General features: G+C 44.1%; 17 protein-coding genes. 4 read left to right on the top strand and 13 right to left on the bottom strand.

From position 1 onward, the window contains the following. Nucleotides 1–17 precede the first annotated feature (17 nt). Nucleotides 18–458 (top strand): YcgN family cysteine cluster protein, encoded by a 441-nt coding sequence (locus R7E29_RS03010; RefSeq protein ID WP_005384948.1) that lies wholly within the window; start codon nucleotides 18–20, stop codon nucleotides 456–458. Between the two features lie 191 nt (nucleotides 459–649). Further along, nucleotides 650–2,329, top strand: coding sequence for a mechanosensitive ion channel family protein (locus R7E29_RS03005; protein WP_213906546.1), 1,680 nt, complete (start codon nucleotides 650–652; stop codon nucleotides 2,327–2,329). Between the two features lie 69 nt (nucleotides 2,330–2,398). On the opposite strand, the gene R7E29_RS03000 is transcribed toward R7E29_RS03005, so the two are convergent. The 10 genes from R7E29_RS03000 to gap all read right to left on the bottom strand — a co-directional run bounded on the left by R7E29_RS03000 (nucleotide 2,399) and on the right by gap (nucleotide 12,501). After that, a complete protein-coding gene (locus tag R7E29_RS03000) occupies nucleotides 2,399–2,683 on the bottom strand; it encodes a putative quinol monooxygenase (RefSeq protein ID WP_005384942.1) in 285 nt (94 codons plus the stop codon). Nucleotides 2,684–2,700: 17 nt separating this feature from the next. Next, a complete protein-coding gene (locus R7E29_RS02995; protein WP_005380685.1) occupies nucleotides 2,701–3,096 on the bottom strand; it encodes a VOC family protein in 396 nt (131 codons plus the stop codon). 140 nt (nucleotides 3,097–3,236) lie between these two features. After that, complete coding sequence (locus R7E29_RS02990) at nucleotides 3,237–3,536, bottom strand: ribbon-helix-helix domain-containing protein (RefSeq protein WP_005384938.1); 300 nt, start codon at nucleotides 3,534–3,536, stop codon at nucleotides 3,237–3,239. Between the two features lie 136 nt (nucleotides 3,537–3,672). Beyond that, nucleotides 3,673–5,250, bottom strand: coding sequence for an alkaline phosphatase (locus tag R7E29_RS02985; RefSeq protein ID WP_054576264.1), 1,578 nt, complete (start codon nucleotides 5,248–5,250; stop codon nucleotides 3,673–3,675). A gap of 398 nt (nucleotides 5,251–5,648) precedes the next feature. After that, entirely contained in the window at nucleotides 5,649–6,008 is a 360-nt protein-coding gene (locus tag R7E29_RS02980; protein ID WP_053349598.1) for a hypothetical protein, read from the bottom strand. A gap of 251 nt (nucleotides 6,009–6,259) precedes the next feature. Next, nucleotides 6,260–7,207, bottom strand: coding sequence for a ChaN family lipoprotein (locus tag R7E29_RS02975; RefSeq protein ID WP_054576263.1), 948 nt, complete (start codon nucleotides 7,205–7,207; stop codon nucleotides 6,260–6,262). Between the two features lie 98 nt (nucleotides 7,208–7,305). Further along, on the bottom strand, nucleotides 7,306–8,133 hold the full coding sequence (rlmA, locus tag R7E29_RS02970; protein WP_005380691.1) for a 23S rRNA (guanine(745)-N(1))-methyltransferase: 828 nt from the start codon (nucleotides 8,131–8,133) through the stop codon (nucleotides 7,306–7,308). A gap of 96 nt (nucleotides 8,134–8,229) precedes the next feature. Then, complete coding sequence (locus R7E29_RS02965) at nucleotides 8,230–10,266, bottom strand: methyl-accepting chemotaxis protein (protein ID WP_054576262.1); 2,037 nt, start codon at nucleotides 10,264–10,266, stop codon at nucleotides 8,230–8,232. A gap of 198 nt (nucleotides 10,267–10,464) precedes the next feature. Further along, a complete protein-coding gene (locus tag R7E29_RS02960; RefSeq protein ID WP_054576261.1) occupies nucleotides 10,465–11,349 on the bottom strand; it encodes a D-hexose-6-phosphate mutarotase in 885 nt (294 codons plus the stop codon). A 156-nt stretch (nucleotides 11,350–11,505) separates the two neighbouring features. Next, the gene (gap, locus tag R7E29_RS02955; RefSeq protein WP_005380697.1) at nucleotides 11,506–12,501 is read right to left on the bottom strand and encodes a type I glyceraldehyde-3-phosphate dehydrogenase; all 996 of its coding nucleotides are present in this window, start codon (nucleotides 12,499–12,501) and stop codon (nucleotides 11,506–11,508) included. A 337-nt stretch (nucleotides 12,502–12,838) separates the two neighbouring features. Between gap and msrB the strand changes: the two genes are divergently transcribed. Beyond that, complete coding sequence (msrB, locus tag R7E29_RS02950; protein ID WP_005380698.1) at nucleotides 12,839–13,246, top strand: peptide-methionine (R)-S-oxide reductase MsrB; 408 nt, start codon at nucleotides 12,839–12,841, stop codon at nucleotides 13,244–13,246. A 117-nt stretch (nucleotides 13,247–13,363) separates the two neighbouring features. Here the strand turns inward: msrB and R7E29_RS02945 are convergent, their stop codons facing one another. Then, nucleotides 13,364–14,185, bottom strand: coding sequence for a DUF2989 domain-containing protein (locus R7E29_RS02945; RefSeq protein ID WP_005384926.1), 822 nt, complete (start codon nucleotides 14,183–14,185; stop codon nucleotides 13,364–13,366). Between the two features lie 101 nt (nucleotides 14,186–14,286). Here R7E29_RS02945 and R7E29_RS02940 point away from each other — a divergent pair, with 101 nt between their 5' ends. Continuing rightward, nucleotides 14,287–14,571 (top strand): YeaC family protein, encoded by a 285-nt coding sequence (locus R7E29_RS02940; protein ID WP_005380700.1) that lies wholly within the window; start codon nucleotides 14,287–14,289, stop codon nucleotides 14,569–14,571. 95 nt (nucleotides 14,572–14,666) lie between these two features. Here the strand turns inward: R7E29_RS02940 and ansA are convergent, their stop codons facing one another. Continuing rightward, nucleotides 14,667–15,680, bottom strand: coding sequence for an asparaginase (gene ansA / locus R7E29_RS02935; RefSeq protein ID WP_017635822.1), 1,014 nt, complete (start codon nucleotides 15,678–15,680; stop codon nucleotides 14,667–14,669). Between the two features lie 164 nt (nucleotides 15,681–15,844). Further along, nucleotides 15,845–17,695 (bottom strand): signal peptide peptidase SppA, encoded by a 1,851-nt coding sequence (sppA, locus tag R7E29_RS02930; protein WP_005380705.1) that lies wholly within the window; start codon nucleotides 17,693–17,695, stop codon nucleotides 15,845–15,847. Nucleotides 17,696–17,903: the final 208 nt, after the last annotated feature.

Here is a 17,903-nt window from a genome sequence, read left to right as displayed (position 1 = left end):
TTGGTGAGACCTGAAGTATGAGCACTCCATTTTGGCAAAGTAAATCGTTAGAGCAGATGACAGAAGAGGAATGGGAATCTCTTTGTGATGGTTGTGGCAAATGTTGTTTGCATAAGCTTATGGATGAAGATACCGATGAAATCTACTATACCAATGTGGCTTGTAGCTGGCTGAACAGTAAAACGTGTTCATGTAAGGATTACCCAAACCGTTTCACTTCGGGTGAAGAGTGCACCAAGCTGACCCGAGAAGACATCGACGATTTTACTTGGCTGCCACACACGTGCGCTTACCGTCTGTTGGCTGAAAAGCAGCCTTTACCAGAATGGCATCCGTTGATTACAGGCTCTAAGTCCGCAATGCATGCGGCAGGGGAAAGTGTCCGTAACAAAGTTGTTTACGAGATTGATGTGGTGGATTGGGAAGACCACATTTTAAATCATCCCAACCGTCCTTAGTCGAATACAAACAAGCCTTTCATTGATTAAATGAAAGGCTTGTTTGCTATTGGGGCTCCCAACTTTGACGTCTCGCTAACGAAATGCTGCTCAGTTTATTATTTAGTGTTGTAAACTTAGGAGTATGATTTCAACGCTTTACACTTCTATTCCTGATTGTTTTGATCAGGATTGTTCCCTATGAGGTAAACATGACGTTTCATTTCCCCCAGAAACTGCGCCTGACATCTTGGGTGACATTATTCGCACTTGCCGTCATTATGTTCTCCCCAATGGCTGTTCATGCGACTGCTACTGACGATATCCAAGAGCCTTCTGCTGCCGAAATCTCGATTGACAACTTGAACCGAGAGATTGTGGATTTATCCCAAAGCCTCTCGCAAGCGAGTGGCGACGAGCGTGATGCCCTTCAACTGCAACTATTCCAAAAGAATGAAGAATTAAGAAGCCAGTTAGCGTCAGCGATTGAACGTGAAACTATCTCTCGCGACAAGCTGATCTTGCTAGTTAAAAAACAAGAACAATACTCTGAGGATGCGACGAACTATCTATCGGAAAAAATAAAGAAAGTCGTCGAGGATTTAAATAAGGCTAAGGATGAAGAGAAGCTTGCTCTTGTTAATGATTATCGAGAGCTACAGCGTTATCTTGATGTTAGCTTCGATTCGAGCTGGCAAAATCTCGCTTGGTTGAAGGAGCTAGGGGCCCAAAACGAGCGCGCAGAAGCGGAACTAAAAGATAAAATTGATAAACGTATGCGCTTACTGTCTGCTTCAATTGAGTACTTGAGTCAGCAAAGTGAGATCATTGGCTCCCAACTTTCGTCTAGCCCAGAGTCGGAAAAAGCGTCGTTGCAACTTAGTCAGCTCATTACTAAACAAAGGCTAAATATTGCGACAGAAAGCTTACGCAACCTGATTTCAATTGGTGATAAAGTCGGTTTAGAAACGTCTGAATACAAACGCCAAATTTTTGAAGTGACGGGTAATATCACCCATGATTTACTGAATACCAAAGTTGTGTGGTCAATACTGAGTCACTGGTCCAACTCGGCACTGGATTGGTTGGCCGAGAATGCACCGCAGCATATCTTCCAGTTGTTTGTTTTTGCGCTGATTTTATTGATCGCTCGCGGACTGGCTAAGTTAACGCGCAAAGTCGTCCGTAAGGCAGTTGCATCGAAAAACTTAAAACTTTCCCACTTGATGCAGGACTTCTTTATCTCGATGTCCGGCAAATTCGTGTGGGTGATCGGTATCATGGTGGGCTTATCTCAGCTTGGCTTGAACCTAGCGCCAATCCTAACCGGTTTCGGTATTGCTGGTGTGATTATTGGTTTCGCGTTGCAAGACACGTTATCCAACTTTGCGGCGGGTATGATGCTGCTTATTTATCGCCCATTTGATGTTGGTGATTTTGTGTATGCTGGCGGCGTGGATGGCAAGGTAAGCCATATGAGTTTGGTGAACACTACAATCCGTACGTTTGATAACCAAATTATTATTGTTCCTAACAGTAAAATCTGGGGAGATGTTATTAAGAACGTCACGCATGAACGCATTCGCCGCGTGGATATGATGTTTGGCATTGGCTATGCGGATGACCTCTTAAAAGCGGAGTCAGTATTGTCTGATATCATTACCTCTCACCCTTCGGTACTTCGCACTCCAGAGCCAATGATCAAAGTTCATACATTAAATACGTCTTCTGTAGATTTTATTGTGCGCCCTTGGGTAAAAACGGATGATTACTGGGATGTATACTGGGATGTGACAAAAGAAGTGAAACTACGCTTCGACCGAGAAGGTATTTCGATTCCTTTCCCACAACAAGATGTGCATTTGCATATGGTGGAGAAGCAAGACGCTTAATCACAGATCCCAACTAGTGAAAGGCACTCTAGATAGAGTGCCTTTTTTGATCTTCGGTTAGCGCTATAGTTACAGTTCGTTAAAGAACACCAGTTTCGGCTCGCATTCTAACAAGTTGTCGATCTGGCTAATCAAAAGAGCAAAGTGTTCTGTTTTACCATGAAGCTCAAATGCTTGTTGGTTTTTAAATTGCTCCTGAAAAACGAAGTGGCATGTATTGTCTTTATCTTGGAACAATTGATAACGAACGCAACCTTCTTCATTGCGAGTAGGTTCAAGCGCTCGGGTAAGTACCTCTTTCAACTCTTGTTCTTTTCCCGGTTGTGCATGAAAGGTAGCCGTCAAGTGAATCATAATGTTTACTCTTTTTGTTATAGGTAACGCCCTTGGCGTTGCAGGAACTCAATTTTGTAACCATCAGGATCGGTTACAAAAAAGAACGTTGCTAAATGCTTTTGTTGATGGTCAAAGGCTTTGATGTCACCAGTTTCAATGCCGAGAGATTTAATGCGTTTGTGGGCTTGTTCAATGTCCTCCACGCTGACGGCAAGGTGGCCGTAACCTGAGCCGTGAGTGTAGGGCTCACTTTGGTCGTGATTGTGCGTCAGTTCCAATTCAAAGCCAGTTTCTTGGTTGGCTAGATAGGTTAGAGAAAAGCCATCAAAGATGTATTGATCAGCGACTTCTAGTTCAAGTACGTCACAGTAAAATTGTAGAGAGCGGTCCAGATCACTTACTCGGATCATGGTGTGAATCATTTTTGTCATAGGTACTCCTTGATAGTCCGCACAGGTTAGCGATTTCAAAAGGAGTCTGGGTAGTACTCTAGTACGACAAATTAGAAGATGCTCAAGGGTTTATAATACGGATGCATAGCCTAGGATGGTTATTGCTCGGTTGGTTGCTATTAACTGTTAAGTTGCGCAAGTGCTTGACGAGTGGTCTCTTGAGGTTGGCGGGCGTAAGTGAGGCAAGCGCATCGAAGTAAGGAGGCAAAGTTGTTCACTTCACCATTGTATTCGAGTGCTTCTTGATAAACAGTGCTTATGAATTTAGGAACCGTCATGTTTTGAGCACTAGCGATTTCCTCAAGAATTGTCCAAAAGCTCGCTTCAAGTTTTACACTGGTCGCGTGACCATCAATACGGATAGAGCGGGTGATGAACTGATAGTTGTCTTGGGGTTGCTTAGCAAAGATTTCGCACATTTTCTTTATTCATATAGTTAAAGACCCATAATTATTGTGGTGTACGATTTAAAACGTCAACTGTTTTCATGCATAAAAAAACGCTCCCTTGCGAGAGCGTTGAAACATCACGAGTTGTGAAGTAAGTGCAAGTTGATTATTTAATTTGTTGCTTCAAGTACTCGCCTAGTTGCGAGTGGTGCATGATTTTTGATACCGGAAGGATAGTTTCTGCAGGTCCCCAAGCAAATACGTTGACAGGAGTATGCGTATGAGTACCCGTCCCCCATACTGTGTTTTGCTTTGTTGCATGCTCACGCGCTAGCAAGTTGCCACGGTCGTTGTAAGGAAAGAAAGCATCAAAGTCATTGATTGTCGGTACGTTCTCTTCGCTTAAGTATTTGTGTCCAGCGAGTCGGTATGGATTTGGTTTACTTGCTAATACGCGTTCTGCTTGCTCAGGCGTAATCGAAAAGTCGCTATTTGCGTTCACGACTTCCGCAAACTTCTCTGGAGTTTGCTCTTTCTTATCAAGCGCTTGGAATTCACTGATCATGCCGTAGTAACTTTTCTTTTGGTTGTATAAACCATCGAGGATCTCGAACTGACCAAAGTTGAAGTTTGGCGCGTAATCCTGATTTTTGAATGCTTCGCCGTCGCGTTTTTGTGGTTTAGGCAAGTTTGCTGATGAGTAGCTAAAGCCAAAAGAGCCGGTTTCGTGGTCAGCAGTAACAATGATCAGGGTGTCATCACGGCCTTTTGCCCACTCATAAACTGAGTTTACCGCTTCATCGAATTTAAGCATTTCATGCAGCATCGTACCTGCATCGTTACTGTGGCCAGCCCAGTCAATTTGGCCGCCTTCAACCATCAAGAAAAAACCGTCTTTGTCTTTTGAAAGAATGTCGATTGCTTTGGTGGTCATTTCTTTCAGCGATGGCTGCGTGCGCTTTGGATCGTTTTTGCTTTGACTGTAGGCAATACCATCGTTCATGCCTGAGTAAGCAAAAAGTCCAAGTAATTTGTCACCTTTAGCTTGTGTGAGCATATCGCGGCTGAAAGCCAGGTTGTAACCTTGGTCTTGCGCCTCAGTAAGCAAGTTGCGTTCGTCTTTGCGTTTCGATTTTAGGTAGACATTTCCTTGAGTGAGCGCTTCAAGCTGCTCGTATGTCTCTCCCTTGTCGTTTGTCGACTTTGGAATCCAATGACGAAGTCCACCAGACATCATCACGTCTACGCCTGTTTCGAGCATATCCGCCGCAATATTGTTTTCTAGGGAGCGATGTGGTTGATGAGCGGCAAATGCTGCTGGCGTTGCGTGGGTCATACGCGTATCAGAGACGAGCCCTGTCGCTTTACCTTTACTTTTGGCTTTTTCCAAAATAGTTTCGACATGGTTGCCTTGGCTATCAATGCCAATGACTTCAGAAGCGGTAGGGATTCCTGTCGCTAGCATCGTAGCTGAGCACGCAGAGTCGACGACAATTGCGTCTTCTGGATTGGTTAGTGATGATCCAATCACACCTTCTTGAGCGAGTTTGTATAACGCTGTGCTTTCGCCTTTGTAAACCGAGTTAGGTGCGTGTTTTGCGTAGGTCTCGAGTAAACCAACTTGTTGAGGACCCATGCCGTCGCCGATCATCAAAATGACGTTTTTGATTTCAGCTGAGAGTGCGTTGAAAGAGAGGGTAGATGCAGCCACTGCCGTAACGATTGGAGATACTAAGCGCTTCATTATATTTTCCTTGTTTATTGAAAGCGCAGGCATTAAAGCAATGATTTATGAAGGTTTTGTGTCGGTAATAAAAGTTTAACCAAATTGTCGTTTTTGTTTGGTTTTGCAGAAAAAATGAGTCGCTCTCTAACGTTCGTTAGTTTGGAAAGAAGAAAGCCCACAAACGTGGGCTTGGATTACGCTTAGGAGTTGAAAGCATGGACTAAAGTTATCCATTCAGTGCCTTCACAAGAAACCTAGTTTATGGAGCAATAAACGAGCATGTATTATCGGGCCACAAGAGCGGTCGAATTCACTTACGTTTGCATCATATCGTTCTTTGGCTTATTAAATTATGGGCTGCAGTAAGTGTTTGGTTCAAATAGGATTTGTTGTCGTGACGATTATCAGACTGGTTATCAGACTAATGCCAATATAATGCCACCAACGGTAAGTGCCGCAGAAAGGTATTGACCCGCAGAATATGAGCCATCCTCTTCTTTCTCGATTTTATCGGGGTGATCCATGCCAAGCGCACCATGTGTGAAAGATTCGACCTTTTCACCAACAGATTTATCTTCTGCTTCTATTTTCTTGCTGTCGTGCTCGATTTGTTGCAGAGCGGCAAGTAGCGCTTTGCCCTCGGTCGAAAGCGTCACCTTATTGTGTTCGACTTTCAGCGGCGAAGCACTAGTTTCTTCTTGTGCAATACTTGCTTGTTTAGAGGCGACAGGTTGTTTGGCATAGCTATTAACAGAAGTGCTTCCTACTGGATTCATCGAATACTCCTTGGAACATCGACACTCGGTCACTGAGTGCGGGTAAAAAGCAGTTATATTTTTATCGGCGGCAAAGTTTATTTCTGAAGCTATTTGGATAAAAACAGGTCTGCTTTTGCCGCTTCTAGTTTCTATTGGTGATCATTAGCAAAAAATAGACCAGCAGGAAGCAGACCCTTGTCACTCGATGAACTCGGAGCGGTGTGATGATGCAACGCAACGGCAAGGTAGTAACTTAAATTGAAGAGCAGCTACTTACATTGAAGATCGTTATTGCGTTTAGTTAGATGTTTATATGCCGCCATGCGGTGAGCATCTTGTACATACCGTACTGGTGGTGCGAGAACCTCTAACTGATAGTCCGTATTATCAGAAAGCACGTTATCTGTTGGGCTAATTACAACCACTTTTAAGCTCGGGCTGCGGCTTAAGATTGATGCTGCCGTACCCAACCCTTGCTCGGTGTGAAACTTGCCTGCAACATGGACAACCTGAGCGCCTGGGTTGTCGTCTAGGTAGCTAACGATAGATTCCGCCATAGTTTCATCCCAGGTAACTTGAGCTGCAAACTGTTTTTCCGTCTGCTCTGGCTTACCGTGATGCATGGATGCCATGAACTTTTCTTTGTACGGACTACTACCAGTGTTGATGGCTTGTGCAATGAACATCCGCTGATCATCATCGAGCTTGTTAATGTAATCTAACCCTTGTCGACCAATGCATCGGACAATGCTCTTTGGTGCATTTGCTGCAATGACCGGGAGATTTTTCTGCTTAGCAAACTCCACGAGAGGGCGATAGTCGCTTTCATAATTGGGCCAAGCGTTGGCTTGTTTCATTAAGTACTGTTCGCCGATCTCCCCACGTAGGTAAGCGTCAACAACAGGTTGTTTGTCGCGGGTAAATTGTTCCATAGATAACGCGAGTGAGCGGTCGTAGGACGTAAGTTGTTTGAGCATATCGGTTTGAAAGCGATGAACGCCGGCGTGTGTGTGCCATTCACCAATAAGAATGACATCTGCTTGTTGCAGCTCAATTGGCAGTTTGCTTAGAGCGATGTGCTCGCCAGAAGGGGTGTATAGTTGATAGTCGTAAAAACTAGTGACTTCCGCTGAGGTTGCGTGAGAGTTGGTGTGCGTATATGAAGAGCAACCAGTAAGTAAGCCTGCAAAGAGCAAGCTCAAAGTAGAAAAGCGCATTGAAAAGCCTCCAAAAATGTCCGGATGATATTAATGGAGGCTGAGCAATGAATCAATATAAATGATAACTATTTGCGTTTGTTGTTTTTTTTGACTTATTAATTGAGTGTTTTTTTGCGATATACACGCAACATAAAATCAGCCTCACATTGGAAAAGTGTAGCGGATTTCAACTCTTCACGAAGAGCATCGGTTGCTTTCCATGCGAATGGCGTCATTTGCAATAAATCGATTGCGGCTCCGTTTTTCAAGTCCATAACATAGTTAAGATGCTGCTGGTGCTCTAATTCAAACCCTTCAATATGTTCTGGTTCTTCATTGTGAAGACGAACTTCTTGATAAATGCGCTCACGCAGTTGGTATAAGTGGCGGCTAGCAGGAGTAACCGTGACAACAACGCCGTCGTTTTTTACAACGCGCTGCAGCTCCTCAGCTTTACACGGGGCATAAATGCGCAAAATGGCATCTAAGGATTCATTTGCGAAGGGAAGTCGGTGACTAGAAGCCACACTAAAGTTGCAGTGCGTGTAACGCTTCGCCGCGTAACGAATGGCAACTTTGGAAATGTCTAAGCCATAAATCGTGGCATGGTTCGCTTGTGTTTCTATCGTCTTTTGTACTTGATCTGTGTAGTAACCTTCACCACAACCAATATCTAATAATTGATGGGTGCTCCCCTCAGTGTATGTTGCACACAGCTGCGCCACTTCTTGGCGCATTGGGTTGTAGTAATCTCCTTCAAGGAATCGACGACGAGCTTGCATCATCTCTTTGTTGTCACCAGGATCTTTAGAACGTTTGTGGTGCGCTGGCATCAAGTTAACGTAGCCTTCTTTTGCTAAGTCAAACTGATGATTGTTTTCGCACTTAAACGTTTTTTCATTTAACGCTAGAGCTTGGTGGCATAGAGGGCATTGATAGTTCATGACGATCTCGAACAGAAAGTAGGGCGGCAAATTCTATCAAAAAGCATGGTCTCAAGTGAAACAAAAAGAGCCGACTGGGTCGGCTCTTATTAAGTATTAGTGGAAGAAGTCGACTTGCTCTTTCAAGTTTCGTGCTTGTTGTTGAAGTTCAATGGCACTTTGCGAGGTTTTTGCGCTCGTGTTGCGGCTTTCTCGGTTAAGTTCACTGATAGAATGGGCATTTGCTGCAATTTCTTGTGAAACTTGAGCTTGTTCTTCTGAAGTCGCTGCAATGGCGTCGGCTTGAGAGGCTATCGACTGCACTTGTACTGCGATGGCTTCTAATGCTGTGCCCGCGTCTTGTGCTTTGTCCAAGACCTGGTTTGCACTGCGTTGGCTGTCTGTCATCATATTAACTGCATTATGAGTCGACCCTTTTAGTTTCTCGATAATTTCCACGACATCCTGAACTGAGCTTTGGGTTCGGTGCGCAAGTGTGCGCACTTCATCTGCTACAACTGCGAAGCCACGGCCTTGCTCACCTGCTCGTGCTGCTTCAATGGCGGCATTCAAGGCAAGTAAATTGGTTTGCTCAGCAATGTCATCAATCATTTTAGTGACGGTTTGAATACTCTCGCTATCGCGATTTACTTGCTCGATAGCCGTTGCTGATTGATCCAATTGATCGTTAAGTTGAGCAACGTCGATACATACGCCTTCAACAATCGCGAGACCAGATTGACTATCAGTATTTGCTGAGCGTACGTTTTCCGCAATGCTTTCGACTTGTTGTGCGACAGATTGAGCGGAAGAGGCCATTTCTTCAATCGCTGTCACAACTTGCTCGACTTCTTGTTGTTGTCGGTCGGCTTGGGTCAAATTGCTATGTGCATCGTTGGCAACGCTGGTGGAGTTGCTCTCCACTAAGTCGCTTGTTGAACGGATCTTACCAACGAGTTCATTGAGCTGACTTGCCATACTGGCGACACCCGAGCTCAGGTTCGTAATTTCATTCTTTGATGCTTTACGAGACGCTGGAATGTTCAAGCTGACTTCGCCGCCCGCTAAGCGAGTCATGTATGAGTTTAGAGTCGTGAGAGGTTGTAAGCTGCGATTCAAGAAAAGCGTCAGTACAACAAAAGTAATGATTGCCGCTACCGAAGAAATGATGGCAATGAGTGTGAGAAGCGTGTCGCTACCTTTTGTAACTTCTTTGATAAACGTACCGCCTAGCAGTTTCCAATTCCAACCTGGAACCTCTGTGTAGACAAGATACTTTTCGCCTACGTTACCTTGGTACTCGAAAGGGTAGCGAATTAATCCACTAGATTGTTCGAAAATCTGACCAAAAGGCTTGTGACCATTGTAGTCGGCGACTTCTAGTATTGACGAATCTGAGCCGCTTTTTGCTGGATGAAGTAGGTATTTACCAAGATTGTTGTCGTCGTTATCAACGATAATGGTGTAACCAGTGTCGCCCCATTTTATCTCTTCGAGTGCATCGAACAAGGTTTGTGTCGCTTGGTCTACTGGTAAGCCAATAAACGATAGGCCTGCTACCTTTCCTGTCGCATCTTTGATTGGGGCATAGTAGGTAATGTAGCGCTCGCCATACAATTTAATTTGAGCGTAATACGGTTGTCCTGCTTTAAGTTGCTGATAACCAGGATGATTGATGCCTAGCGTGGTTCCGACCGCTCGTTGACCTTGTGGATCTTTTAGGGAGGTGGACACCCGAATAAAGTCGTCACCCAATGGTGCGAATAGCGTTGCTATAGCGCCGGTATCACGTGTGAAACTGTCGACCAACTTGGTGTCATTAATTAAGCTTTCACTGTATTGAGTGATGTTTGGTACTTCATGTCCCATGAAGTCAACCGTGTAATTTTCGACATAGACACCGGCAAGGTAGCCATTGCGAAAAGTAGATTCGAGGACTTTAGCGGTGTGCAGGTAAGCATCGAATTGGCCAGCAATGGTTTTTGCCATTGATTCTACTTTAGATTGGTGTTCTTTCAGTGTGCTTTCCAATAGAACATCGGAAGCGTTGCGGTAAACAAGCGCTGCAATACTGCTGAAAGCAATGAATAGACACAAAGTGATCACCAGTTTCAACTGGAATCCGACACTTTGATTTCGGTATCTCTCTAACATAGACTAATTCCTGATATTTTTATTATTTATGAGTTTTGTATCGGTATGCTATCGGTTTATATGATCAATTTTTTTGATATTTATTAATGAAACCGTCAAAAGTGACCAGTAACCAATAAGTTAGTAAAGATAGGACCATCTAGGCAGAGCTTTTATTACAAAAAAAGCCGGGTATCCCCGGCCTTTATATGGTGATTCTTACTGCGCTGAAATGACAGTGACAAGTTCATGTGTCTCACCTGGTTGGAGCGTTTGACCTTGCTCAATACTTGGTGCATGAACAGCAGACTCCACACACAACATGGTTTGATAACCATCGTCAGCCATGTCACCCATGCTTTGCGCACCTTCTGCCCAAGGGTTCCATAATACTGCAGAGTTGTGGCCTTGGTTGTGTACGTTTAGCGTACGATCCAATACCGGGTCTTTTACCAAAATTTTCGCTTCTGGTTGCGTGTAAACGCGATCAATGGTGTCTGTTAGTTGTAGAACATTACCACCTTGGCATACCGCATCAGCTTTCAAGCTATCAATGTACTCGGCACCCATGCCTGTCGTTTGTGCTTGCTTAATGTCTCCAACGTTTAGGTAAGTATGTAATGCGCCAGAGAAGGTCCAAGCCTCGTCATCGATGTTCATGACTTTGAGCGTCACTTTTAACTCATCGCCCACTTCAATCACCAAACGAGCGTCAAACATATGGGGCCAAATATCGTGGATTTCTTCTGTCGGGAACAGAGCAAGTTCAACAATCACACCGTTATGGTTCTCACGATGTTCAACCAACTCCCATTCTGCGGTGCGGGCAAAGCCGTGAGCTGGAGCAGCAATACGCCCAAACCAAGGCCAACAAATCGGAATACCACCGCGAAGAGCAGCTTTACCATCGAAGACAGCTTTTTCGCTCATCCAGATCAGATCTTCTTGACCTTCAGGCGTGAACGACACGACATGACCACCGTGTAGCGAGATGCCTGCCGTTGCTTTGTCATGAATCACGCGGACGATTTTTATCTGATCAACTTCAACGATAGTGACGTTATCAGATAGCACCGTTAGGGCTGGGAGAGTTTTTAAATCCATGTGTAGTTTCCTATCGCTGGGGGAGAGCTTTTAGACGCGCTTCGCACATTAAATGCAACATCGAGCCTGCATTCTCTCAAATTCCAGATACAAAAAAGGCGACTCTAGAGCCGCCTTTTCTTTAACGAAGTTATTCGCTAATTGCTAACTTTCTAATTACTTAGAGATGTGAGCGATTAGGTCTAGAACTTTGTTTGAGTAACCGATTTCGTTGTCGTACCAAGATACAACTTTAACGAATTTGTCAGTTAGCGCGATACCAGCTTTAGCATCGAATACTGAAGTGCAAACTTCGCCGATGAAGTCTTGAGATACAACTGCATCTTCAGTGTAGCCTAGAACGCCTTTTAGTTCGCCTTCAGAAGCTTCTTTCATCGCTTTACAGATGTCTTCGTAAGAAGCACCGTTAACTAGGTTAACAGTTAGGTCAACTACAGAAACGTTAGCAGTTGGTACGCGGAAAGCCATACCAGTTAGTTTGCCGTTTACTTCTGGAAGTACAACGCCTACAGCTTTAGCAGCACCAGTTGAAGATGGGATGATGTTTTGAGAAGCACCACGACCACCGCGCCAGTCTTTAGCAGAAGGACCATCTACAGTTTTTTGAGTTGCTGTAGTTGCGTGAACTGTAGTCATAAGACCAGATTCGATACCGAACTTGTCGTTAAGAACTTTAGCGATAGGCGCTAGACAGTTAGTAGTACAAGAAGCGTTAGAAACGATGTCTTGACCAGCGTAAGTGTCGAAGTTTACGCCGTTAACGAACATTGGAGTAGCGTCTTTAGAAGGACCAGTTAGTACAACTTTTTTCGCGCCAGCAGTGATGTGCTTACGTGCAGTCTCGTCAGTTAGGAAAAGACCAGTTGCTTCAGCTACAACGTCAACACCGATTTCGTCCCATTTTAGGTCTTCAGGGTTGCGCTCTGCAGTAACACGTACAGTTTTACCGTTAACGATTAGGTTACCGCCTTCAACTTCAACAGTACCGTTGAAACGGCCGTGAGTTGAGTCATACTTAAGCATGTATGCCATGTAATCTACATCGATAAGGTCGTTAATACCTACTACTTCGATGTCGTTGCGCTCTTGCGCTGCACGGAATACGAAACGACCGATACGGCCAAAACCGTTAATACCTACTTTGATAGTCATTATAGTTGCTCCACAACTTAATTTCTGATTAAAGATAACTGGTAGTAAAATTACAGAATCCAGTAAACATCTGCAAGTGATAATCGGACTTAACTTGTTTAAAGTCAAAAAAAAGCGACGCTTTTTTTAACAATTCTTTGCAAATGTACGTTTTTTAAACTTTTCACTGATTCTTCTGTAGCCCAGTTGGCGTAATATAACTGGTGAGATAAGTGCTCTTATCAAATTAATTACGCATGGTGTCCTGGTGAGAAAGTATGTGCTACAACTGTTAAGAGAAGCAAGTTTTTTGCTAAAAAAGTCAATACCAAGAACAGTAAATAAGGAGCCGAAAGTCGTGGAACAAAGCGGGAAAAAAGTGACGAAGTCAGATGAACAGTGGCGTGAGCAACTGTCTGATGAAGAGTTCCGTGTTTGCCGAGAGCAAGGTACAGAGCCTCCTTTCAGCGGTAAGCTACTGCATAATAAGGAAACTGGTGTTTATGCTTGTACTTGTTGTAATGCCCCTCTCTTTGTCTCTGATAACAAGTATGACTCTGGCTGCGGATGGCCAAGTTTTGATGCGCCTATCAACGACCAAGCGGTGCGTTATTTAGAAGATCTAAGTCACGGAATGGTACGTACAGAGATTCGTTGTGCAACGTGTGATAGCCATCTAGGGCACGTTTTTGAAGATGGCCCACAGACCACAGGAGAGCGTTTTTGTGTTAATTCTGTGTCGTTAATTTTCAACAAATCAGAATAATAACGACAAAATTGTGCTCGAGATTGTTTTATCCTTTCAGGATGATTCATGCTCAACAGTGATCTGAGTGTCGCTCGACTTAAATAAAAACTCCCGCTCATTGCGGGAGTTTTTCGTTTATATCTCACTGGGTATCATTGCTGGGGAATAGATACCTTTCTCTATGGCTTTCGCCACCGATTCGGCTAATTCATCCAACTGCTTATATCGCTCTGGATGACTGAAATTGAACATACGTTGGAGCTGCTTTTCATCAGCAAGCGGTACGTCGAATCTCTTCGCGACCATTGCCCATAGATACGCTTGCTCTTTGTCTCCAAGCCCCTGATGAATACTTGCCATTGACTTGAGAATGACCGGATTGATGTTGTCTTCATCAGATAAAGACAACGCGTTATTAAGAAGCTCCAGGGTTTTCTTGGTATCTCGGTTGGTATAAAAAGTGGCTAATGCATATTGCATCTCAGCATTATTTAATTGGGGAGACCCTTCCATTTGTAAAAATGCGCGCCGAGCTTGAGTATCTCCCGTTTGAGACCATAAGAAATACAAAGTAGCCGGGTCTTCTGAGCCTTTTAACTCGTTTACGATGCGCTCTAGCTCATCAATACTGTGTACCAATGCATTAAAGCGTTGTCTTTTGAGAGCACTTTGATCAATAGGGGTGATCTGGGAGGCGAGTTCTAAGCATTTCCTATATTCAGCGACCAGACCGTATTCGATGATTTGGTTGGCCTCTGATGGGTTTTTCAATTGCTCAAACCGATGCCAAACCAAATTTGTTCTTGGAATTCGACATTGGCCGTCATCCATATTGAGCTGCTCGCAACGCAGCTCTGGTGTTTTTTGGCACAACTCTTCGGTTGTCACGTTACCTTCAAAACAGCCCGATAGCACAAAACATGCGAGGCTGAGAAGTAACCAGTTTGTTCTTTTCATGGCTTTGCTTGTGATCCGTTACACCAATTCATTTTCGTATTCTTGACTCAGTTTCTTAACCCGTTATGTTCTGTAAATAGAATGTAATAAGAAGGTACACTATGGACGCAGAACAACTATTACAAGCGATGACTCCAGAAGTTTATGATCGCTTAGTCTATGCAGTAGAAACGGGAAGATGGCCTGAGGGTACAACACTTTCTAAAGAGCAGCGAGATTCGTGTATGCAAGCTGTGATGTTGTATCAATCAAAACATAATACTGATGCGCAGCATATGACGGTTGCAGCCGGTGGTGAAATCAGTTTTAAATCAAAACAAGAGCTTAAAAAACAATTCAGCGGAGAAGAGAGCGATATTGTTCGTGTGAATCCGAACATTGATTAATCCTTACGCCTTATTTCTCAAAATTTTATTATTTTGATTTTGAAAGAAAAAAGCCCAAATTGTATTGGGCTTTTTAGATCGTAGAAAGCTTGAACTTACAGGCTCATTTCACCACGCAGTACTTGTTGCATTCTCTCTTTTACTTCTTCGTAAGAAAGGTTTTGGCTTAGAAGGTAGTGTAGTTTTGCCAGCGCCGCTTCGGGCGTCATGTCAAAGCCACTGATAACACCAGAGTCTGCGAGCGCACAACCTGTGGCATATCCGCCCATATTCACTTTACCCGCCAAACACTGAGTCAGGTTGACAACAATAACGCCGCGCTCAGAGGCTTCTTTCAGGTGACCAAGCAGCTCAGGGTTCTGAGGAGCATTGCCGACACCAAAAGTCAGAAGAATCATCGCATTCACGGGCTGACGAAGCGTGTTGCGGATAACTTCGTGTGAAATACCAGGGTACATGGTGATCACACCGATTGGTTGTGGCGTGATGTTGTGAACCTTAAACTCACCTTCTGGTTGTGCACCAACGGTTACGCTGTTGCTAACTTGAATATTGATCCCAGCTTCCAATAGTGGAGGAAGGTTTGGTGAAGTAAAGGCATTAAAACCGTCTGCATGAGATTTTGTGCTGCGGTTACCACGCATCAATTGATTATTGAAGAACAAAGTTACTTCGTTGATCGGGTAGTTTGCCGCAATATGTAGCGCGTTTAATAGGTTTGCTTGGCCGTCAGAACGCAGCTCTGCGAGAGGGATTTGTGAACCCGTTACAATCACTGGCTTACCAAGGTTTTCAAGCATGAAAGACAATGCGGACGCAGTGTACGCCATGGTGTCAGTACCATGTAGAATAACGAAACCATCGTATTTGTCATAGTTGTCACGAATATCATTCGCAATCTGCTGCCAGTCAGCAGGTGTCATATCTGATGAGTCAATCAGAGGGTCGTATTCGTGGATGGTGTAATCCGGCATTTCAGGACGATGGAATTCGGGCATGCTTGCTAATTGCTTTTCCATAAAGCCAGCAACAGGCACATAGCCGTGGTCGGATTTTTGCATTCCGATGGTACCACCGGTGTAAGCGATGTAGATGTGTTTTCTAGTCATCGTTTTTTCTTTCGTGTAGGGGAACAGAGGCGGGGATTATATACCTAAATAACCTTGAGATGCGAGGCTATACGCACAGCATCAGAAAGTCATCTGAGGAGATGCAAAGCCTAATAAAAAGGGCACTTCAAGTAGAAGTGCCCTTTGTAATATTGATGGAAAAACTACTGCACTTGGCAGTTCAAACAAAATGCGTATTGACCTTTAGGATCGTTGAAGCTTTGGAGCAAGCTTGCGTCTTGTTCGAATTGTTGAGCTACGGGTTGAAGACTTTTTGGTAGCAAGCTTGTTGCATCAATACCTAGAGAGACTTTCACCTGTTTCATAAACTCTTGCAGAAATAGTTCAGTAGGTGAAAGAGGCTCTTCTACCCAGTAAATGCCGTAATCGGTCACGTTCGCTAGTTTCGCCGCTAGCTCTACAGCATCATCAAAGTCACCCATTTGATCGACAAGACCAAAGGATAGTGCATCTTGGCCAGTCCAAACTCGACCTTGAGCAACCTTGTCAACTTCCTCTAGAGACATATCGCGATTCTCGCCAACTAGAGAAATAAAGCGCTTGTAACCGTGCTCGATACCTAATTGGAACACTTGAGACGCGCCCTCAGAAAGGCCAGTGGTAATACCGTCACCTGAGAACGGCGATGTGCCAACGCCATCAGTATTAATACCTAACTTGCTAAAGCCTTTTTCAAACGTGGTGATGACACTAAATATACCAATGGAGCCCGTCAGGGTTGTTGGCTGAGCAACGATTTTGTCTGCGCTCATTGAAATCCAATAACCACCAGAAGCGGCCAAACTCGACATGGATACAACAACCGGCTTACCTGCTTGCTTCAGAGCTTCTACTTCGTTACGAATCACTTCAGAAGCAAAGGCACTGCCTCCTGGACTATCTACTCGTAACACGACCGCTTTCACTTTTTCATCATTGCGTGCTTGACGCAGCAAGCTTGCGACCGTGTCACCACCAACAGTTCCGCGAGGTTGTTGACCGTCCATAATCGCGCCACTGGCTAGAACAACGGCGATGTCGTGTTGAGGTAGTGTGTAATCGGGACGAATCGTTGCAAGGTAGTCGTAGTAACCAATCGCGTTGTAGCTGTCTTTGCCGTCGCTACCAAACTGTTTTGCAAATAGAGTGCGAATGTCTTGGCGTGTCGCGAGTTCATCCACTAGCCCCAATTTGACTGCGAGCTGAGCAATATCGCCATTTACAGACTTCATCTCGTTAATCAGCTCATCCATGGTTGGATTAAGCACTTTCGCATCAATGTTTCGGTTTGTTGTTACGTCATCAACAAAAGCACTCCACAATTGAGTAACCCAGCGTGTTGCTGACTCTTTCGCCGCATCGGACATGTCATCACGAATAAACGGTTCGATAGCGGATTTATAAGTACCTACGCGAAAAACATGAGTGGAAACGTCAAGCTTTTCAAGTAACGTTTTGTAGTACATTGAGTAAGCGCTGTAACCTTTAATCAATACACCACCATCAGGTGCCAGATAAACTTTGTCAGCGTAACTTGCCAAGTAATATTGGCTTTGGTTGTAGAAATCACCTACGGCGTAAACGGGTTTGCCTGATGCTTTAAATTCGTTCAACGCTTTCGCGATGTAACGTAGTTTCGTGAGATTTGTTTCTGGCATGTCTCGCAGTGCTAGCACTAATCCAGACACTTTAGGATCGTCTTTCGCGTAGCGAATAGTATCAACGATATCGAAAAGGACGTTTTCTTTCGGTAGCTCATTACCCAAAAGGGAACCAGCAAAAGAGTCCATTGGGTTTACATAACGTCTTTGTTCGACAATTGGGCCTGAAAGGTTCATCACCAATGCCGATTCTTTTTCGACGACAGGTTGACCGTCTCCGGTATAAGTAAAGGCAAAGTAGAAAACGGCAATCATCAGCAAGAAAATTAGGTTTGCCAGTGCGAGTCTGATGAAAGTGATACTTTTCCATATCCCTTTAAATATCAAACCAATAAATTTGAAGAGTTTTTTCATCTTGTCTCCATAACGAGATAGTTACGCCGAGTCTAACAAAGTATGGGTTCTTATCTCTAAGATCTCAAAAGATAACATTTTTTTAGCTTATCACGACCACTCAACAATTGGCATATTTTCACACGAGATTGATCGGTGTTACAAAAATGTAAACGCTTGTTTGATTTTTTGGTTGAGCAGGCTTAATCTGGTCAGACCATGATAATAA

Origin of the sequence: Vibrio sp. Vb1729 (assembly GCF_033338655.1) — a bacterium.
GTDB classification, from domain to species: Bacteria; Pseudomonadota; Gammaproteobacteria; order Enterobacterales; family Vibrionaceae; genus Vibrio; species Vibrio alginolyticus.
The sequence above is the reverse complement of the archived record's forward strand: the minus strand, read 5'-3'. Positions and strand labels throughout refer to the sequence as shown.